This is a genomic window from Ewingella americana ATCC 33852 (genome assembly GCF_000735345.1).
Lineage (GTDB): Bacteria > Pseudomonadota > Gammaproteobacteria > Enterobacterales > Enterobacteriaceae > Ewingella > Ewingella americana.
Window position 1 is genome coordinate 1 of sequence record NZ_JMPJ01000053.1, and the last position, 19,347, is coordinate 19,347.

15 protein-coding genes are annotated in these 19,347 nt (G+C 56.6%); 9 read left to right on the forward strand and 6 right to left on the reverse strand.

Annotation, left to right across the window (positions count from 1 at the left end; genetic code table 11):
- Positions 1-125 precede the first annotated feature (125 nt).
- Genes astE through GEAM_RS09580 form a run of 5 tightly spaced genes read right to left on the reverse strand, consistent with a single transcriptional unit; the run spans position 126 to position 6,310 of the window.
- Positions 126-1,106, reverse strand: coding sequence for a succinylglutamate desuccinylase (gene astE / locus GEAM_RS09560; RefSeq protein WP_034790920.1), 981 nt, complete (start codon positions 1,104-1,106; stop codon positions 126-128).
- A gap of 24 nt (positions 1,107-1,130) precedes the next feature.
- Positions 1,131-2,474: an N-succinylarginine dihydrolase gene (gene astB / locus GEAM_RS09565; protein WP_034790921.1), complete on the reverse strand. Its 1,344-nt coding sequence runs from the start codon at positions 2,472-2,474 to the stop codon at positions 1,131-1,133.
- Between the two features lie 31 nt (positions 2,475-2,505).
- Positions 2,506-3,984, reverse strand: coding sequence for a succinylglutamate-semialdehyde dehydrogenase (gene astD, locus GEAM_RS09570; protein WP_034790922.1), 1,479 nt, complete (start codon positions 3,982-3,984; stop codon positions 2,506-2,508).
- Positions 3,981-5,066 carry an arginine N-succinyltransferase gene (astA, locus tag GEAM_RS09575; protein WP_051899466.1) on the reverse strand — a complete coding sequence of 362 codons (1,086 nt, stop codon included), beginning with the start codon at positions 5,064-5,066 and terminating at the stop codon, positions 3,981-3,983. The genes astD and astA overlap by 4 nt, the downstream gene beginning before the upstream one ends.
- 32 nt (positions 5,067-5,098) lie before the next feature.
- Positions 5,099-6,310: an aspartate aminotransferase family protein gene (locus GEAM_RS09580; protein ID WP_034790923.1), complete on the reverse strand. Its 1,212-nt coding sequence runs from the start codon at positions 6,308-6,310 to the stop codon at positions 5,099-5,101.
- A 733-nt stretch (positions 6,311-7,043) separates the two neighbouring features.
- Between GEAM_RS09580 and GEAM_RS09585 the strand changes: the two genes are divergently transcribed.
- From GEAM_RS09585 to GEAM_RS09610, 6 genes are all read left to right on the forward strand, one after another.
- The gene (locus GEAM_RS09585) at positions 7,044-8,033 is read left to right on the forward strand and encodes an autoinducer 2 ABC transporter substrate-binding protein (protein WP_034790924.1); all 990 of its coding nucleotides are present in this window, start codon (positions 7,044-7,046) and stop codon (positions 8,031-8,033) included.
- 246 nt (positions 8,034-8,279) lie between these two features.
- Complete coding sequence (locus GEAM_RS09590; protein WP_051899467.1) at positions 8,280-9,809, forward strand: sugar ABC transporter ATP-binding protein; 1,530 nt, start codon at positions 8,280-8,282, stop codon at positions 9,807-9,809.
- A 7-nt stretch (positions 9,810-9,816) separates the two neighbouring features.
- Positions 9,817-10,806: an ABC transporter permease gene (locus GEAM_RS09595; RefSeq protein WP_034791471.1), complete on the forward strand. Its 990-nt coding sequence runs from the start codon at positions 9,817-9,819 to the stop codon at positions 10,804-10,806.
- A 1-nt stretch (position 10,807) separates the two neighbouring features.
- Positions 10,808-11,761, forward strand: coding sequence for an ABC transporter permease (locus GEAM_RS09600; RefSeq protein ID WP_034790925.1), 954 nt, complete (start codon positions 10,808-10,810; stop codon positions 11,759-11,761).
- A 30-nt stretch (positions 11,762-11,791) separates the two neighbouring features.
- Positions 11,792-13,429, forward strand: coding sequence for an FGGY-family carbohydrate kinase (locus tag GEAM_RS09605; RefSeq protein ID WP_034790927.1), 1,638 nt, complete (start codon positions 11,792-11,794; stop codon positions 13,427-13,429).
- A gap of 1 nt (position 13,430) precedes the next feature.
- Positions 13,431-14,048 carry a KpsF/GutQ family sugar-phosphate isomerase gene (locus GEAM_RS09610; protein WP_034790929.1) on the forward strand — a complete coding sequence of 206 codons (618 nt, stop codon included), beginning with the start codon at positions 13,431-13,433 and terminating at the stop codon, positions 14,046-14,048.
- Positions 14,049-14,060: 12 nt separating this feature from the next.
- On the opposite strand, the gene GEAM_RS09615 is transcribed toward GEAM_RS09610, so the two are convergent.
- Complete coding sequence (locus GEAM_RS09615) at positions 14,061-15,482, reverse strand: aminotransferase-like domain-containing protein (RefSeq protein WP_034790931.1); 1,422 nt, start codon at positions 15,480-15,482, stop codon at positions 14,061-14,063.
- Between the two features lie 367 nt (positions 15,483-15,849).
- On the opposite strand from GEAM_RS09615, the gene spy reads away from it, so the two are divergent.
- The 3 genes from spy to GEAM_RS09630 all read left to right on the forward strand — a co-directional run bounded on the left by spy (position 15,850) and on the right by GEAM_RS09630 (position 19,054).
- The gene (gene spy, locus GEAM_RS09620; RefSeq protein ID WP_034790933.1) at positions 15,850-16,350 is read left to right on the forward strand and encodes an ATP-independent periplasmic protein-refolding chaperone Spy; all 501 of its coding nucleotides are present in this window, start codon (positions 15,850-15,852) and stop codon (positions 16,348-16,350) included.
- A 339-nt stretch (positions 16,351-16,689) separates the two neighbouring features.
- Positions 16,690-18,756, forward strand: coding sequence for a carbon starvation CstA family protein (locus tag GEAM_RS09625; protein ID WP_034790935.1), 2,067 nt, complete (start codon positions 16,690-16,692; stop codon positions 18,754-18,756).
- The gene (locus GEAM_RS09630; protein WP_034790937.1) at positions 18,749-19,054 is read left to right on the forward strand and encodes a YbdD/YjiX family protein; all 306 of its coding nucleotides are present in this window, start codon (positions 18,749-18,751) and stop codon (positions 19,052-19,054) included. Before GEAM_RS09625 ends, GEAM_RS09630 begins: the two co-directional genes overlap by 8 nt.
- The last annotated feature ends 293 nt before the right edge of the window (positions 19,055-19,347 follow it).

Genomic DNA, 19,347 nt, shown 5'->3' on the forward strand with positions numbered 1-19,347 from the left:
TTTTGCTCCTTCCCCTTTCAGGAGGGGAAGGCTGGGATGGGGTGTGGGGTTGGCTGCATTGAGCGCTGATTAAACCACTCCTCATCCCAGCCTTCTCCTCTGAGAGGAGAAGGAGTAACCGCAATTCAAAAGCGCTCCAACATCAGCCCCGCTCTTAACCCCATCGCTACTGACGGATTCGGAAACAACACGAACTCCTCATTCTTTTCGACTTGATAAACCTTCCCACTCTCCTCCGCTATCAAAAATCCCTTCGGGTACGGGGTGAAGTTTAGGGCTGCGGCGGGGACGTGGAGCTGGAAATCCTCTTTCGAGCGGATGATATCCTGCGTGACGCGGTAGCTCTCCAGCGGTTGGTCGGCGTGCCTTGAGGGCAGCTGGGTTGCGCTAACCAAAGACTGCAACGCCAGACGAATTCCGGTGAACTGCTGGTGATCGTTGCTGCCAAACGGCAACGCCTTACCTAGCTCTAGCGTGCAGCTATCCGCACCAAAAACTTCGCTGCTGAAATGGGTAAAGGTGCCGCCGGGGGAACGGTGGTAAACCAGTGCGTCGAGGCCCGCGGCGTCGAGCCATTTCAGCATGTCGGGGCTGTAGGGCCGGTCCTGCAATGGCAACATGCCGAAGCGCACGTGCAGTGAGCCGCGAATGGCGGTGTGCAGATCATAGTGATAACGATAAGTGGCTCCCGCCGCCGTCGAGGTGCGATAGAACAGCGCCATCGCCTGCTCTAACTCGTGGGCGCGGCGGGTTTCTCCGGTGGGGCAATAGCGGGTGTGCCTGCCGCCGAACATCCGGTTCATATCAGCATCGACAAAACGCTTATTGATGCGCATTGAGGCCGGGTTGCCGAGCAGCACCAGCAGCCTAACGTGCAGCGGCCGGTGGCCACTCAACAGCTCGCTCACCAGTTGATTGAGCAGCTCGATGGGCGCGGTTTCATTGCCGTGAATGCCCGCCGAAATCACCACCGCGCTGTGGCAGGTCTGGTGCGGCGACAGCTCTAGAATCCCCTCCTCGCGCCAGATCCAGTCGAGATTGGGTGTCTGCCCGGTGATGGCTGCCGGGGCTTCGGCGCTGAGGGTCTGCGCCAGAAAATCAAACATATTTCGCTCCTTGATGGCGGCAATTTAGCGCTGGAAGGGGTAAATCACTCCAAGGCCCAAAATTTGCGTCAGTTCATCTAAAGCATAGCGAACTTCGGTCAGCAGCTGTGGGTCAGCGAGATCTTCAGCGTGCATTCGGTCGCGATAATGGCTGTCGACCCACTGGTTGAGACGGGCAAAAAGCGCGTCATTCATCAGCGAACCATCATTGACCGCCGCCAGCTCGGCGCGGTTAAGCGCCACGCGCAGGCGCAGGCAGGCCGGGCCACCGCCGTTACGCATACTTTCGCGCAGGTCGAACACTTCCACCTGATTAATCGGCCCGCCGCTGTCTTGCAGCTCGCACAAGTAGTCCCACACGCCGCTGTGCTGGCGCGACTCCTCGGGCACCACAATCATCATCTTGCCGTCGTTCTTACTCAGCAACTGGCTGTTGAACAGGTAAGTCGCTACCGCATCGTCAATGGAGACCTTGGCCTGCGGCACTTCAATGGGATGGAAATCCAGCTCTAGCGCGGCCATTTTGCGGCGGATTTCATCGAGCGCGGCGTCGCTATTGGCAAAGGCCTGCTGATGGTGGAACAGCACGTTGCGGTTGCTGACCGAGATCACGTCATTGTGAAACACGCCGCGATCGATAGCTTCTGGGTTCTGCTGCACAAACACCGTTCTGTCAGCGGAAAGCTGGTGCAGACGGGCCACCGCGTCGCTGGCCAGACGGGTTTGCCGCGCCGGGTAGCGCACTGGCTCATTTTCCCCGGTGACTAACCCGTCGCGGCCATAGACAAAGACCTGCACGCCCGGCTTGTCGTAATCGCCGCACAGTCGGTTATGGTTGGCCGCCCCTTCGTCTCCCAGTGCCGCCACCTGTGGCAGCGCGTCGTGGTGGGCGAAATGGCCGTCATGCTTGAAAGTCGCGCGCAAAATCGCCGAGGTGGTGTCCGCCTCAATAGCACGGTGAAACTTATTATTAAGGTTAGCCACGGTGAAATGGGTGCGGCAGTCGGCGCTGTCGGCCGATGGCGACACCGTCGCGGCGTTGGCGACCCACATAGAAGAGGCCGAACTTAGAGAAGACAGCAGGCGCGGCGAGTAAGCCTGCGCCTGTGCCAGCACCTCGCGGTCACTGCCGCCAAAGCCCATCTGGCGCAGCGTGGCAAGGTGCGGACGCTCGTGCGGCGGCAGCACGCCCTGCGCGAAACCTAAATCCGCCAGCGCCTTCATCTTGAGCAATCCCTGCTTGGCGGCCAGCTTCGGGTTGGCCGCCGCGTTCTGATTGCGGGTGGACGCTTCATTACCAAAAGAGAGCCCGGCGTAGTGGTGGGTCGGCCCAACCAAACCATCAAAATTCGCTTCACTTCCCGACATAAACCTCTCCTCTCGCCGTCTGCAATGCGGCTTAAGCGCCGCTAAAATCAATTCCCGGTGACAACGTCACAGGCAGTTCAAGTTTGTCTGTTTCCAGCGAGGCCATCGGCCATGCGCAGTAATCCGCCGCGTAATAGGCGCTTGGGCGGTGGTTACCCGAGGCACCAATGCCACCGAAAGGTGCGTTACTGGATGCGCCGGTTAACGGCTTATTCCAATTCACAATCCCGGCGCGGGCTTCGGTTAACAGCTGGTCGAACTGGGCGCGGTCGGTGGAAATCAGCCCGGCGGCCAAGCCGTAGCGCGTCTGGTTAGCAATCTCGATAGCCTGATTGAAATCGTCATAGCGCAGCACGCTGAGCAGCGGGCCAAAGATCTCTTCGTCCGGCACGCCTGCGATGCCTGTCAGGTCAATGATGCCCGGCAGTAGCAGCGAGCTGTGCGGGTCGGGGCGAGTCATGGTCAGCAATGGCTTGCCGCCGAGGGCAATCAGCTCATCCTGCGCCGCCAAAATGTGTTTGGCCGCGACATCGGAAATCACGCCGCCCATAAATGGCTGCGGCTGGTCGTCCCAGTGCCCCACCACCAGTGCTGAAGTCACTTCCACCAGACGTTTGAGGAATCTATCCCCCGCTTCGCCCTTTTTGACCAACAGGCGGCGCGCACAGGTGCAGCGCTGCCCGGCGGAGATAAAGGCCGACTGGATAGTCAGGTTAACCGCCGCGTCGATGTCTTGGACCGGCTCGACGATCAGCGCGTTATTGCCGCCCATCTCCAGCGCCAAAATTTTCTCAGGCTGGCCCGCCAGTTGGCGATGCAGCTGGTAGCCGGTTCCGGCGCTGCCGGTGAACAGCAACCCGTCGATTTGTGCCGACGCCGCCAAGGCTTCGCCCGTGGCGCGCCCGCCCTGCACCAGATTGATCACGCCATCCGGCAAACCGGCCTGCTGCCACAGCTTAATGGTCTCTTCGGCAGTTTTCGGCGTCAGCTCGCTCGGCTTAAAGACAATGGTATTTCCCGCCAGCAGCGACGGTACGATGTGGCCGTTTGGCAAGTGGCCGGGGAAGTTATAGGGGCCGAATACCGCCAGCACGCCGTGTGGACGGTGGCGCAGCACCGCCTCGCCGTCGGGCATTGGGGTGTGTTTCTCGCCGGTGCGCACCTGATTGGCTTCAAGGGAAATCGCCACTTTGCCAATCATCGCCTGCACTTCGGTCAGGGTTTCCCAGTGTGGTTTACTGGTTTCCAAACTGATAACTTCGGCCAGACGGCTTTTATGCTCGGTCAGCAGCTCGGCAAAACGTGCAATCACCGCCGCGCGGTCTGCCAAAGATTGACGCGCCCATGCGGGGAAAGCCGTGCGCGCCGCAGTACAGGCTGCTTCGACATCTTCCGGGCTGGCGCACAGCGCCGACCACAGCCCCACATTGTTGGCCGGGTTAGTTTTCTCCAGCAGCGCGCCCTGTCCGCTACGCCACTGTCCTTGAATAAAGAGTGCTGGATGCATCATGCGAGACTTTCCTCTGGGTTTGAGTCGGTTACTTGATTTGGCGTGACGCGGTTCTCCCGAAAGGGATAAAGCGCCACGGCGCGCACGCGGTCGCCCTCTTTCACGCCCAGCTGCTCGGCGGTTGCGGGGTCAAGGGTCAGCCGGTTCATTACCGGATCGCCCGCCACCAGCGTGGCGCAGAAGCCCTGATAATCTTCACGAGCCACCACATACAGCGGCGCGTCCTGCTCCTGACTTGGCTGGCCGATATGCACCGGCAGCAGGCGGCTCTCTCTCACCGCGCGCAATTGGTCGATTTCCCCTTCCAGCGTCGGACCGCCGTCGAAAATATCCACGTAGCCGGTGTAACGCAGCCCTTCACTTTCCAGCACGGCTCGCGCCGGGGCGGTGTGCGGATGCACTTGGCCGATGACCGAGCGCGCCTCGGGGCTAAGTAGTTCGGTGTAAAGCGGGTGTTTTGGCATCAGCTCGGCAATAAAGGATTTCTGCCCCATGCCGGTCAGGCGGTCGGCTTCGACAAATTCCATGCCGAAGAAGTGACGCCCCACGCTGTCCCAAAACGGCGAATGGCCGTGGTCGTCTGACACGCCGCGCATCTCGGCGATCACCTTCGGCGAGAAGTGCTGGCGGAAGGCGGCCAAGAACAGGAAACGCACCTTGGATAACAGGTGGCCGTTTTTACCATTGCGGTGGTCGGGGTCGAGGAACAGCGTGCAGAGTTCGGTAAAGCCGGTGTGGTCGTTGCTGAGAAACAGCGTCGGCACCGGCTTATAAATGTTCAGGCTTTTCGAGGCGTGAACCAAGGTACCAAGACGGAAGTTGTACCAAGGCTCGCTCAGCCCAACCGCCACCTCAATGGCGCTCACGCCAACCACTTGCCCGAGTTGGGTATCTTCCAGCACGAATAGGAAACCCTGCTCGGCCTTGTCCAGCTTCCCCGCCCAAGTGGCGAGCGAACGTTCAATTCGCGCGCGCAGCTGGGCTTCATCTTTGGGTAATGAGGTCAAACCGATGCCGGTTTTACCGGATAACTTCAAAATATCGGCGAGGTCGCCAAGCCGCACGGGTCTAATTAACATCATATTGTCTACCTCGCTAATAGGGGGAGCTTAACTTAGGCGCAAAGGCGTTTTACGGCACGCTCAAGTCGGTTCAAGCCTTCTTCAATATCCGCCCCGGAAATAATCAGGGATGGCGCAAAACGCAGCACGTTTGGTCCGGCAATCAGCGCGATCAGCCCCTCTTCCGCCGCCAAGGTGTTGAGCTGCTTGGCCTGACCGTTGAAGCGTTCGCTCATCACCGCGCCGAGCAGCAGGCCCGCGCCGCGCACTTCGGAGAACACCTGATACTGCTCGTTGATGCGTTTCAGGCCATCGATAAACCACTGGTGGCGCTTCTGCACGCCGTTGAGCACCTCTGGCGTGTTAATCATCGACAGCACGGTGCCCGCCACCGCCGTTGCCAGCGGGTTACCGCCGTAAGTGGTGCCGTGAGTGCCCGGCTGGAACAGCACGCCGTACTTGTCGAGCGTCAGCATCGCGCCAATCGGGAAGCCGCCGCCCAGCGCCTTGGCGGTGGTCAAAATGTCTGGCACCACGCCGTAACCCTGATAGGCGTACAGCTCGCCGGTACGGCCAACGCCGGTTTGTACTTCGTCGAAAATCAGCAGCGCGCCGTGCTTGTCGCACAGTTCACGCAGCCCTTGCAGGAAGCTGGCGTCGGCAGGCACCACGCCGCCCTCGCCCTGAATTGGCTCGACGATCACCGCGCAGGTGCGGTCAGAAATATGGTCAGCCACTGCGGCTAAATCGTTAAACGGCAGATGGGTGATGTCTTGCGGCAGCGGCGCGAAATCTTCTGAATATTTCGGCTGACCGCCCGCGGTCACGGTAAACAGCGTGCGGCCGTGGAACGCGTTTTTGAAGGCGATGATTTCGCTCTTGTTGCCGCCCTGCTTGTGGCCATAAAGGCGAGCCAGTTTCAGCGCGGCTTCGTTGGCTTCAGCCCCTGAGTTACAGAAGAAGACTTTTTCGGCGAAGGTGGCGTCAATCAGCTGTTTCGCCAAGCGCAGCACGGGTTCGTTGGTGTAGCCGTTGCCCAGATGCCAGACTTTATCGGCCTGCTCCACCAGCGTTTTTTTCACTTGTGGATGCGCGTGGCCCAGTGCGTTAACCGCGATACCTCCGGCGAAATCGACATAGTCTTTGCCCTCTTGATCCCACAGCCATGAGCCCTCTCCGCGTACCAACACGAAGGAGGCTGGCGCGTAGGTCGGTACCAGCCAGTCATCAAAGTTTTCACGGCTAACGTTGAGTTGTTGTTGCATATCTACCTCAGAGTCAAAGGGGACCAAACTGCTGTGAAGTTGTTACATTTAAGTTAAAAATTTTACTCTCTTTGGTTGATGATAGATTGCAGTCTTCGTGCCAGCAAAGGTAATAAATGCATAAAATCGGCTGCGTCACGAAAAAACAACCACTTAATAACTGCACTTATTCACTTTAAATGAATAAAAAGTGAATAATAGAAAATCAAACCCTTTTGCGCCTTGAAGGTGTTCCGACTGAATATGCAGCAAGATTTGGAGGAATATTTCGCTCAGGATTGTGATCGAAGGCATGTTGACGGTGTGGGCAACAGAGGGGGTTGCTCAATATTGGTGAAAATGGCGCACCCTTTTGGGGAGACTGCGCCTTGCTGGGTCAAGGGCAATTCGTGATAGCTCTCACAATCTGTGCATTATGTTGCCAGTGCCGACTCTGTAGGCGCGATTTAAGCCAATTCCTCAATTTTTGATGTTATTTTTATGTTAATTAAATGATGCCAATTTGATCCAAAAACGCACTTATTCATCTTTCAAACTTCTCAATTCTTCCACCTTCGAACTTTATTTAACCTAAAATTAACAAATAAATTCATATAAATTAACACCACTGGGCTTTGATCACATTTTGTTTACTTTGTGGCGAGAAGCGCATGGCGGCTTGTTAATCTCAATCCGTGGAAAAAATAACCACTACCCCACGCCCTACACATAAGATCATAAGAAGGTACCAGCCATGAAATTTAACCTCGCATTAGTCAGTGCATGTGTGGTTTCTGCATGCATGTTGATCTCAACACCAAGCTTTGCTGCCGATAAACCCTACGACATCGCTCTGGTGGCCAAAGTCACCGGTATTCCTTGGTTCACTCGCATGGAAGTGGGGGTGAAAGACGCCGCCGAGAAGTTGCACGTCAATGCCTACCAAGTGGGTGCTTCTACTCCAGACCCGGCGGCACAGGTTAAAGTCATCGAAGATTTAATCGCCAAGAAAGTTGACGCCATCATTGTGGTCCCTAATGACGCCAAAGTATTAGAGCCGGTGCTTAAAAAAGCCCGCGACGCCGGTATCGTGGTATTAACCCACGAATCTCCAGACCAGCAAATTGGTCAATGGGATATTGAAACCATCGACAGCCAGAAATATGCCGAAGCGAACATGGATGAATTAGCCAAAGATATGGGCGGCAAAGGCGGTTACGCTATTTATGTCGGCTCATTAACGGTGCCATTACATAATGCCTGGGCCGACGCGGCCATTAAGTATCAAAAACAAAAATACCCGGATATGCATGAAGTCACTTCTCGCCTGCCAGTTGCCGAAAATATTGATAAGTCATATTCCACCACGCTGGATTTAATGAAAACCTACCCTGAAATGAAAGGGATTATCGGTTTCGGTTCATTAGGCCCAATTGGTGCAGGCCAAGCCGTTCAGCAAAAACGCGCCAAGAATAAAATCGCAGTAGTAGGTATCGCGATGCCGGGTCAGGCCGCACCTTACCTGATGCGCGGTGATATCAAGAAAGTCCTGCTGTGGGATCCTAAAGATGCCGGTTACGCCTTGGTCTCCGTGGCTGACCAGATGCTGCAAGGCAAGCCTGTCACCAAAGATTTAACCATCGATGGTCTGGGAAAAGCCGACGTAGATATGGATAAACACGTGATTCGCTTTAATAAGATTCTGGAAGTTACACCAGACAACGCGAAATCGCTGGGCTTCTAATAGATCAGTATTTACTCATTTTTTAAACCCTGAATTATTTAAGTTGCATCAAGGCGGCAACGGAATGAATCCCAGGAGCTTACTCAAGTAAGTGACTGGGATGAATGAAGACAGCCAACGCAGAGGCACCTTAAAGAATGACGGGTTATTAGCCACACCAGAGAAATAGGAAGGGATACGGCGTAGTTTGTTGTGCCGTATCTGCTTTCTTAACTGACCAGTTTGAACGCAGTAAGGATTCAGTCGATGACGATTAATTCCAGTTCACCTACCTCCCCTCATTCCGCCGAGGCATTTATTAGCCTTGAGGGAATAAGCAAAAAATTCCCCGGTGTACTTGCACTGGATAATGTCACGCTGACATTAAATAAAGGTGAAGTGCATTGTCTTGCCGGCCAAAACGGCTGCGGCAAAAGTACCATTATTAAAGTGATTTCCGGCGTCTATCAGCCTGAAAAAGGCGCGGCTATCACCATTGATGGCAAATTGTTCCACTCTTTAACGCCACAACTCTCTTCTTATTACGGCATTCAGGTTATTTATCAGGACTTGTCGTTATTCCCCAATTTATCCGTGGCCGAGAATATTGCCATTCACCGCTATTTGCCGGGCGGCGATTTCTGGGTACATCGCGAGGCAATGCGCAAAAAAGCCGTCGCTGCAATGCAACGCGTAGGGGTTTCTCTCGATCCGGATCGTAAGGTAGAAAAGTTGTCGATCGCCGACCGCCAATTGGTGGCAATATGCCGGGCAATCGCTGCTGACGCGAGTCTGGTCATCATGGACGAACCCACCGCCTCCCTGACCCGCACCGAGGTTAATGGCCTGCTGCGGGTGGTCAATGAGCTGAAAGCCGCCGGGATTTGCGTGGTGTTCGTTAGCCACCGTCTGGACGAAGTGATGGAAGTGGCCGACCGCATCAGCGTGATGCGCGACGGCAAACTGGTGGGCACATACCCTGCCAGCCAACTCGACAGCAATGAGCTGGCCTTCCTGATGACCGGCCAGCGTTTTAGCTACAGCCACCTGCCGCACCGCGCACCGGCTGACGTCACGCCGTTGCTGGAAGTGAGCCATCTCAGCCGCGCCGGGCAGTATCAGGATATCTCCCTGTCTCTGCGCCAAGGGGAGATCACCTCGATTATTGGCCTGTTAGGCTCCGGGCGCACCGAGCTGTGCATGAGCCTGTTTGGTATGAGCCAGCCGGACAGCGGCGACATCAAAGTGAACGGCAAGAAGGTCACTTTGCGCAGCAACCGCGACGCCATTCGCCACGGCATTGCCTATGTGTCGGAAGACCGCCTGACGCAGGGCTTAATCATGGAACAGTCGATTTACGACAACACGCTGGTGTCGATTTTCAACAAGCTGCACACCCGCACGGGCTTGATGGATCACCGCAAAGCTGCGTCAGTGGTTAAAGACCTGATCCGTGATTTGAACATTAAAGTCTCGGACAGCGGCCTGCCGGTGAAGACCCTCTCGGGCGGTAATGCGCAGCGTATTGCCATTGCCAAGTGGGTGGCGACGCATCCGCACATCCTGATTTTGGATTCGCCAACCGTGGGCGTTGATATCGCCAACAAAGAGGGGATCTACCGAATTGCCCGCGATCTTGCTGAGTCCGGCATGGCGGTTTTGATGATTTGTGACGAGATCCCCGAAGCCTATTACAACAGTCACCGCGTGCTGGTGATGCGTAAAGGCGAACTGATTGCTGAATTCGCCCCGCACCAGTGCAGCGAAGCGCAGATTGCGGAGGCGATTAATGGGTAGTTCAAAAATGGAAAAAAGTTGGCTGAGTAAAGCCATCGGCCAGCATGAGTTTTGGCTGGGTTTACTGGTGTTGGTTCTGGCAGTTGGCCTGAGCATTAGTACCAAAGAGTTCTTAACCCTCGGCAACCTGACTGACGTCGCCACCAGCTACGCCATCCTCGGCATTCTGGCCTGTGGCCTGTTTGTGGTGCTGATTGCGGGCGGTATCGACATCTCTTTCCCGGCCATGACCTCAATTGGTCAATACGTGATGGCGAGTTACATCATCCACCACGGCGGCAGCTTCCCGCTGGCCTTTGGCATGGCAATGGGCGTCGGCCTGCTGCTCGGACTGGTTAACGGCTTCTTGGTTTACTGGCTGCGCGTTCCGGCAATTATCATCACTATCGCCACCCTGAACCTGTTCTACGGCCTGCTGGTGTATCTGACTAACGGCACTTGGCTGTATGGCTTCCCGGACTGGTTTATGACCGGCATCAACTGGTTCTCCTTTACCGCCGCCGACGGCTACGACTATGGCCTGACGCTGCCGCTGCTCAGCCTGCTGGGAGTGATTATCGCCACCGGCGTGCTAATGAATCGTACCCGCGTCGGGCGTCAAATCTACGCCATGGGCAGCAACCGCGACGCGGCCTCGCGCCTTGGGCTGAACATCCTGCGCCTGCACTTCTATGTTTATGGCTTTATGGGGCTGTTGGCGGGCATCGCCGCAGTGGTACAAGCACAGATAACCCAGTCGGTGGCCCCTAACTCGCTGCTGGGCTATGAGCTGACGGTGCTGGCGGCGGTGGTCTTGGGCGGCACCAGTATGACCGGCGGGCGCGGTTCACTCACCGGCACCGTGCTGGGCGTGATGCTGCTGGCCTTCCTGCAAAACGGCCTGACTCTGCTGAGTATCTCCTCATATTGGCACCAAGTTTTCAGCGGCGTGATCATTCTGGTCAGCATCAGTAGCACCGCATGGAACGAAAAACGCAAACTGGCGAAGGGAATGTAACATGACAACCTTAACCCGATTTTTCCCCGGTGACCGCATCATCCGTTTGCAGTTGCTGATCATTCTGGCCGTCGCCGTGCTGTTCTCTTTCACGCTCGGTGGACGCTTCTTTAGTCTGGGTAACTTCCAGTCAATCTCCTCCCAGTTGCCTATCTTGGGCATGCTTGCGCTGGGAATGGGTATCACCATGCTGACTGGCGGGATCAACCTGTCGGTGATCGCCGGAGCCAACGCCTGTTCGCTGGTGATGGCGGCGATTCTGGTCGCTCATCCCGACCAGCCAGCCTTCTTCCTGCTGGCAATGCTGGCCGGTTTGGCGGTGGCGCTGGTGATTGGCTCACTGAACGGCGTGCTGATTGCTTATATCGGCGTGTCGCCAATCCTTGCCACCCTCGGCACCATGACGCTGATTTCCGGGCTGAACATTCTGCTGACCAACGGCACGGTTATCTCCGGTTTCCCGAAAGCCATTCAGTATTTAAGCAACGGCAGCCTGCTGGGCATTCCTGTCGCCCTGCTGCTGTTCCTGCTGGTCGCGCTACTGCTGTGGGTGCTGCTGGAGCACACCACGCTTGGCCGCAGCCTGTATCTGATGGGATCTAACGAACAGGCCACGCGCTTTAGCGGCGTGAACACCCATAAAGTCACTATCGCGGTTTATGTGCTCTCCGCCCTGCTGGGCTGGGGCGCCGCGCTGCTGATGATGTCGAAATTCAACTCGGCCAAGGCCGGTTATGGCGACTCCTATTTACTGGTGACGATTTTGGCTTCGGTCCTCGGCGGTATTAACCCGGATGGCGGCTTTGGTCGCGTGTTGGGGCTGGTTCTGGCATTGGTGGTACTGCAAATGCTGGAAAGTGGTCTGAACCTAATGGGCGTGAGCAGCTACTTAACTATGGCGTTATGGGGCGGAGTATTGATCCTGTTTATCGCTTTACAGAATCGTAAGTCCTGACAGACTTTTAGAACATTAAGGGAAAGAAACATGGCGAGTTATTTTATTGGCGTTGACGTCGGGACAGGCAGTGCTCGCGCAGGCGTGTTTGATATGACAGGACGCCGGGTGGGTCAGGCCAGCCGCGATATTACCTTATTCCGCCCTAAAGCTGATTTTGTCGAGCAATCTTCCGACGAGATCTGGCAAGCAGTGTGTAACGCGGTAAAAGACGCGATGAGTCAGGCCGATATCAACCCAATTCAGGTGAAAGGCTTGGGCTTCGACGCCACCTGCTCACTGGTGGTGCTGGATAAAGAAGGCAAACCGCTGACCGTCAGCCCTTCCGGGCGCAACGAGCAGAACATTATTGTATGGATGGACCACCGCGCCATCACGCAGGCCGAGCGCATCAACGCCACCGGCCACCGCGTGCTGGAGTTCGTCGGCGGCATCATCTCCCCTGAGATGCAAACCCCAAAACTGCTGTGGCTGAAGCAGCACATGCCGAGCACTTGGAACAACGTCGGTCATCTGTTTGACCTGCCGGACTTCCTGACTTGGCGCGCCACGCAGGACCCGACCCGCTCTCTCTGCTCCACCGTCTGTAAGTGGACCTATATCGGCCACGAAGACCGCTGGGATCCGAGCTACTTCAAGCAGATTGGGCTGGAAGATTTGCTGGAAAACAACGCGGCGAAAATCGGCAGCGAAGTGAAAACCATGGGCCAGCCGCTGGGCCACGGGCTGACTCAACGCGCCGCCAGCGAAATGGGCCTGATGCCCGGCACGGCGGTGAGCGTGTCAATCATTGACGCCCACGCGGGCAGCTTGGGGATTTTAGGGGCCAGCGGCGCGTCTGGCGAAACGGCCGACTTCGACCATCGCATTGCGCTGATTGGCGGCACCTCGACAGCACATATGGCGATGTCACGCAGCGCGCGCTATATCAGCGGCATCTGGGGGCCATACTACTCGGCGATCTTGCCGGATTACTGGCTGAACGAGGGTGGGCAGTCCACCACCGGCGCGCTTATTGATCACGTGATCCAGTCGCACCCTTGCTATCAGGATCTGCTGAAACAGGGCAAAGACAGCGGCAAAACCATTTATGAAGTGCTGAACGCCATTCTGCGCAAAATGGCGGGCGAGCCAGAAAATATCGCCTTCCTGACCAAAGACATTCATATGCTGCCCTACTTCCACGGCAACCGTTCGCCGCGCGCCAACCCAACGCTGACCGGCACTCTGACCGGCCTCAAGCTGTCGCGTACTCCAGAAGATATGGCGCTGCACTATTTGGCGACCATTCAGGCGCTGGCGTTAGGCACTCGCCATATCATTGAAACCATGAATCAGAGCGGCTACTCCATCGACACTATGATGGCCAGCGGCGGCGGCACCAAGAACCCGGTGTTTGTGCAAGAACACTCCAACGCCACGGGTTGCGCGATGTTACTGCCGGAAGAGAGCGAAGCCATGCTGTTGGGCAGCGCCATGATGGGCACGGTGGCCGCAGGAGCCTATGACTCCCTGCCGGAAGCGATGGCGGCGATGAGCCGCATTGGTAAAACCGTGACGCCGCAAACCAACAAAATCAAAGAGTATTACGACCGCAAATATAAGGTGTTCCATGAGATGTACCACGACCACATGAAATACCGCCGCCTAATGCAGGAGGATGTTTGATATGTCGCCAGCCCTTGATGTCAATGAGTGGCAGCTAGCCTGTGCGGGCTGGCAGACCTACAGCCAAGAGATTCTGGCCTTGCAGCAGAATATCGACCAGCAGGTCTGGCAGCGGGTGCTCAATACCCTTGCCGAGTGCAAAGGCAAGATAGCCGTGACCGGCGTCGGCACCTCGGGCATCGCGGCGCGCAAGGTGGCGCACATGCTGGCCTGTGTCGAACAACCGGCGATTTACCTCAACCCGACTGATGCCGCCCACGGCGACCTCGGTTTCCTGCGCAGCGACGACGTGGTTATCATGATTTCGCGCGGCGGGAATTCGGACGAGCTGACTCGCCTGCTGCCGACGCTTGCCAGCAAAGGCGTGACGCTGATTAGCGTGACGGAGAATTTGGACTCGGCCATTGCGCTGGCCTCCAAGCTGGTGTTGAAGACCCATATCCAGCGGGAGATCGATCCGCTGGACATGCTCGCCACCACCTCGATTATGCTGGTGCTGGCTATCTTCGACGCTATCTGTGGCTGCATCATGCTGCGCAACGGTTTTGACAAACAGACGCTGCTGGCGGTTCACCCCGGCGGCAACGTTGGTAAAACTCTGCGCGAGAATGAAGCCTAGACGTCAGTCAGATCAGTGTTTCAGCTCGTCAGCCACAATATTGGCAATAATCTGGATGGCCCGCGCGGTGTGCGGGCCCCATTCAAACGACGTATTGATACGAATGCAGTGCCGATAGCGGTCATCCACCGCGAACATAGTGCCGGGCGCAATGCTCACCCCCTGCGCCAGCGCGCGCTGATAGACCTTCGCCGCATCCACCTTCTCGCCTAAATCCAACCACAGGAAATATCCGCCCTGCGGCTGATTCACCGACACGCTCGGCGGGAATGTCTCGGTGATGGCATTGAACATCGCCATCTGCCGCTGCTCTAGCTGGCGGCGCAATCGGCGCAGATGGGTGTCGTAACCGCCCTGCTGCATATAGTCGGCCAACGCCAGTTGAACCGGCACGCTGGCTGACAAGGTGCTCATCAGCTGTAGACGCTGAATTCGCGCGGCGTAGGCCCCCGCCGCCACCCAGCCAACGCGGAAACCGGGCGCCAGACATTTAGAGAACGAGGAGCAGTGCAGAATTTCACTGCGATTTTCCGACGCCTTCAGCGGCATAGGTCGCTCACCGCCGAAGTACAGCTCGCCATAAACATCATCTTCAATCAGCGCCACGCCGTGGGCCTGCAAAATCGCCACCAGCCGGGCTTTCTTCTCTACCGACAACGTGCAGCCGAGCGGGTTCTGGAAGTTGGACATCAGCCAGCAGGCTTTGATCGGATAGGTCTCCAACGCCTGCTCTAGCGCGTCGAGATCCATCCCGGTGCGCACGTCGGTGGGGATCGCCACGGCTTTTAGCTTGCGGCGCTCGATGGCCTGCAGCACGCCGTAAAACGCCGGGGATTCAATCGCCACCCAGTCTCCCGGCTCGGTGACGGCTTGCAGGCTGAGGCCCAGAGACTCCATCGCCCCCGAGGTAATGACGATTTCGTCCGGCGGCACTTCCATGCCGTTCTGCGCATAGCGCTGGGCAATGTTGCGGCGCAGCTCTTCGTTGCCCGGCGGCAGGTTCGCCATGGCGCTGTGTGGCGACATGCGGCGCACCGCGCTGGCAAGGGAGCGGGCAAGGCGCGGCTGCGGGAACAGCGTGGGGTCTGGGAATGCCGAGCCTAGAGGCACGACCGACGGGTCTTGGCCGCCTTTGAGAATGTCGAAGATGGCGTCATTAACATCCACCTGCTCGGCGGCGTGCAGGGTTTGATTGGCGCGGCGGTTTAGCTCACGCACCTTGCGCGGCGCAACGTAATAGCCCGACTGCGGGCGAGCGACAATCACCCCCTGACTCTCCAGCAGCTGGTATGCCTGCAAGACGGTCATCAAGCTCAGGCCGGACTGCTTACAGCTATCTCGCAGCGACGGCAGCTTGTCGCCGGGGAGCCACACCTGTGAATCAATCTGCCGACGCAGGGTCTGCGCCAGATTTTCATAACGAGAAAGTGCCATAGAGTCATTCACTGTTATAGATAATGTTAATGAAATGCCAACTATTATAGGCAGATTGGTTAATTCAAGGCGAACGAAACCGCTGTTAAACGGCGAATGATTAGTTTGAGTGTCGTCTAGCGACCAAACATTAACCGTGATAATGTTTTTGCAACCCGCTTTGCGGTCGGATAATTCCGAGCTAGTGCTAAGGGATCGTTTGCAACCTTACGCTTTCTAAACGTTTTCTCCACTTTCGGCGGAAAAACGTTAGCGCGCCTTTCACTCTTTTACATCTTCCTCGTATTACTATTCATTCATAGGTTTAGACTTTCCTTCGTCAACACAAAACGGGCAACGTGCCTGAAACCCTATGAGGAATCTAATAATGCGTAAACTTACCGCAATGATTGTGGCTTCAACTCTGGCTCTTAGCTCGGCTTCTTTCGCTTTCGCCGCTGACACTACGCCAGCACCTGATGCACCTGCCACCCAAGGCAAAATGATGCACCATAAAGGCCCGCATCATATGAATCCGTTCGCCGGTTTGAACCTGACTGAGCAGCAAAAAACTCAGATGAAAGAGATCATGAAAGACAGCGGCGCGCGCCCTGACCGCGCAGCAATGAAAGCGCAGATGGACACCATGCACGGTCTGGTTGCCTCTGACAGCTTCGACGAAGCCAAAGTGAAGTCGCAGATTGACACTATCACGCAGGCACAGTCCCAGCGTATGCTGGACCGCGCTCGCGCTGAGAACAAAATGTACAACCTGCTGACGCCAGAGCAGAAGAAACAGTTCAACGAGAACTACCAGAAACGCGCTGAGAAAATGGAAAAAATGCGCGACCACAAACCAGGCCAGCCAAAACCGGCTGCTGCTGAATAATCGCTTAAACGCCAACATCAACGCTCAACCGGTCAGCCCTGCTGGCCGGTTTTTTTATGTCTGCTTTTATATGTTTGTAATAGCCCAAACCGCGCTTTTCACCGCTTTTTGCTGTTCTTCCGCCCGGCTTCTTAAGTTAAATCCCAAGCCATATCACAATTCTGTTGTTCTCATTTCACCTGTCGCCGCCAAGCCACTACCTTAAAACTGGGATTTAAGCTGATCGTTCAGGAATTTCTGCGCTGCGGTTGAGCATGTTCCATTCATACCTCACCCAAACTCTGCACCTATAAAACATAAAACGGGCCTACAGGACCCGTGACACAAGGAGTAGTACACATGAAAAGCGTCAAGTCCGGGATAACCTGGCTGGTGGTGGCGTTAATCGGCGCCTTTGCCTTTGGCATGTTGGCCCTCAGCCGCGGAGAGCACGTCAACGCGGTGTGGCTGGTGATCGCAGCCATCGCCTGTTACAGCATCGCCTACCGTTTCTACAGTCTGTTTATCGCCAAGAAAGTGTTTGAGCTGGATGACCGTCGCATGACACCCGCCGAGCGCCACAATGACGGTCTGGACTATGTTCCGACCAATAAATGGGTGCTGTTCGGCCACCACTTTGCAGCGATTGCCGGTGCAGGCCCGCTGGTCGGCCCGATCCTTGCCGCGCAGATGGGCTTCTTGCCGGGCACTATCTGGATTCTGGTCGGAGTGATGCTGGCGGGCGCGGTGCAAGACTTCCTTATTCTGTTTATCTCAACCCGCCGCGATGGTCGCTCGCTGGGTGAAATGGCCAAGCAGGAGCTGGGGCAATTCGCCGGAGTGATCACCATGCTCGGCGCGCTGGGCGTGATGATTATTATCCTGTCCGCGCTGGCTCTGGTGGTGGTTAAAGCACTGGCAGACAGCCCGTGGGGGCTGTTCACCATCGCCGCAACCATTCCTATCGCGCTGTTTATGGGCGTTTATATGCGCTTCCTGCGTCCGGGTAAAATCGCCGAAGTGTCGATTATTGGCTTTGTGCTGATGATGCTGGCGATTGTTTATGGCGGCAACGTGGCGGCGGATCCTTACTGGGGGCCGTTCTTCACGCTGCACGGCACTACGCTGACGTGGGTACTGGTGATTTACGGCTTTATCGCCTCGGTACTGCCAGTTTGGCTGCTGCTGGCTCCGCGTGATTACCTCTCCACCTTCCTGAAAATCGGCGTCATTGCCGGGCTGGCGGTGGGTATCGTGTTCGCTATGCCAGAAATGAAAATGCCTGCGGTGACGAAGTTTATCGACGGCAGCGGCCCGGTATTCTCCGGCGGCCTGTTCCCGTTCCTGTTTATCACCATCGCCTGCGGCTCAATTTCGGGCTTCCACGCGCTGGTTTCCAGCGGCACCACGCCTAAGCTGGTCGAGCGTGAAAGCCACATCCGCTTTATCGGCTACGGCGCGATGCTGATGGAGTCCTTCGTGGCGATTATGGCGATGATTTGCGCCTCGGTTATCGATCCGGGCGTCTATTTCGCCATGAACTCCCCGGCGGCGCTGATTGGCACCACGGTAGAGAGTGCTTCGCAGGTGATTAACAGCTGGGGCTTTGTGGTGACACCGGACACGCTGGCGCTGATTGCCAAAGACGTGGGTGAGAACTCGATTCTTTCCCGTGCCGGTGGCGCACCGACCTTCGCCGTGGGCATGGCGCACATTATCACCGAAGTGTTTAACAGCCGCGCCATGATGGCGTTCTGGTATCACTTCGCGATTCTGTTCGAAGCCCTGTTTATTTTAACTGCGGTAGATGCCGGTACCCGTGCCTGCCGTTTTATGGTGCAGGATTTGGTCGGCGTCGCCGTGCCTTCGCTGGCCAATAACCGCTCTTGGGTAGGCACTATTGCCGGGACCACCGTGGCGGTCGCTGGCTGGGGCTTCTTCGTCTATCAAGGCGTGGTCGACCCACTGGGCGGCATCAACACGCTGTGGCCGCTGTTCGGTATCGGTAACCAGATGCTGGCGTCAATGGCGCTGATCCTCGGCACCGTGGTGCTGTTCAAAATGAAGAAGCAGCGCTATGCGTGGGTGACCATTCTGCCGACCGTGTGGCTGTTTGTGACCTCCATGACCGCGGGCTGGCAGAAGATTTTCCACGAGAAGCCGTCGATTGGTTTCCTCGCTCAGGCGAAGAAATTCTCGGCGGGCATCGACAGTGGTGAAATCATTAAACCGGCCAAAACGATTGCCGATATGCACACCATCGTGATTAACAATCAGATCAACGCCGCGCTGTGCGCCTTCTTCATGCTGGTCGCCGTCACCATGCTGGTGTCGTCATTCTTCGTGATCCGCCGCGCGCTGAACTCCTCCACCCCGACCGTGCATGAAACCGCCGTGGTACAACGCCGGGAGGCCCGCAATGTCTGAAAACGCTCTACTGTTTAAAGCGCCGCGGCCCGCGGCGTTCGTCATCCACCGCTGCCAGCCGCTGTTCGTGGTCGAGCCTCGCCCCAAGAACGCTTTGCAGTGGCTAAGACTCGCCGGACGCCGCGTCGCCCAAAGCTTCCGGCTGATGGTTGGCGTGCAGGATTACGGCAATTACGTGGCGCATTTTCGGGTGCGGCACCCAAGAGGCACCCCGCTGTCAGAACGTGAGTTTCATCGCAGATGTCTGGAGGCGAGATTCCCGAGCGAAGGTGGGAAGATGGGGAAATGCCCATGTTAGGGGCAGGTGGGTGAACTGCTGTTCACCTTTTATAGGTCACGGTTGTGGGCTGCCGCCACACCGGCCTTAAGGTCAAAACCGTGGGCTCGCCGCCCACACTGGCCCAAAGGGTTTTAAACGAAACCCTTTGGAATCCTGCGTTTTTTTGCTGCTGAAAGATCGAGGCTGCGCAGGGTTGGAATGGACATGTTCCAGCGGCCATTGTGTTCGTCGCGAAGTGCCGCCGCTTAGGCGGTTCCCTCGCGGCGGGATTACAACCCGCGCAAACTAACGCGCGGTTTTCCACCTCTTGC

Excerpts from the sequence above, each read along its gene's own strand:
- GEAM_RS09610 (WP_034790929.1), top strand. The coding sequence starts at position 13,431 with ATGTCGCCAGCCCTTGATGTCAATGAGTGGCAGCTAGCCTGTGCGGGC.
- GEAM_RS09590 (WP_051899467.1), top strand. The coding sequence starts at position 8,280 with ATGACGATTAATTCCAGTTCACCTACCTCCCCTCATTCCGCCGAGGCA.
- GEAM_RS09600 (WP_034790925.1), top strand. The coding sequence starts at position 10,808 with ATGACAACCTTAACCCGATTTTTCCCCGGTGACCGCATCATCCGTTTG.
- astB (WP_034790921.1), bottom strand. The coding sequence starts at position 2,474 with ATGTCGGGAAGTGAAGCGAATTTTGATGGTTTGGTTGGGCCGACCCAC.
- GEAM_RS09615 (WP_034790931.1), bottom strand. The coding sequence starts at position 15,482 with ATGGCACTTTCTCGTTATGAAAATCTGGCGCAGACCCTGCGTCGGCAG.
- astA (WP_051899466.1), bottom strand. The coding sequence starts at position 5,066 with ATGATGTTAATTAGACCCGTGCGGCTTGGCGACCTCGCCGATATTTTG.
- GEAM_RS09630 (WP_034790937.1), top strand. The coding sequence starts at position 18,749 with ATGTCTGAAAACGCTCTACTGTTTAAAGCGCCGCGGCCCGCGGCGTTC.
- astE (WP_034790920.1), bottom strand. The coding sequence starts at position 1,106 with ATGTTTGATTTTCTGGCGCAGACCCTCAGCGCCGAAGCCCCGGCAGCC.
- GEAM_RS09625 (WP_034790935.1), top strand. The coding sequence starts at position 16,690 with ATGAAAAGCGTCAAGTCCGGGATAACCTGGCTGGTGGTGGCGTTAATC.
- GEAM_RS09580 (WP_034790923.1), bottom strand. The coding sequence starts at position 6,310 with ATGCAACAACAACTCAACGTTAGCCGTGAAAACTTTGATGACTGGCTG.
- astD (WP_034790922.1), bottom strand. The coding sequence starts at position 3,984 with ATGATGCATCCAGCACTCTTTATTCAAGGACAGTGGCGTAGCGGACAG.
- GEAM_RS09605 (WP_034790927.1), top strand. The coding sequence starts at position 11,792 with ATGGCGAGTTATTTTATTGGCGTTGACGTCGGGACAGGCAGTGCTCGC.
- spy (WP_034790933.1), top strand. The coding sequence starts at position 15,850 with ATGCGTAAACTTACCGCAATGATTGTGGCTTCAACTCTGGCTCTTAGC.
- GEAM_RS09585 (WP_034790924.1), top strand. The coding sequence starts at position 7,044 with ATGAAATTTAACCTCGCATTAGTCAGTGCATGTGTGGTTTCTGCATGC.
- GEAM_RS09595 (WP_034791471.1), top strand. The coding sequence starts at position 9,817 with ATGGAAAAAAGTTGGCTGAGTAAAGCCATCGGCCAGCATGAGTTTTGG.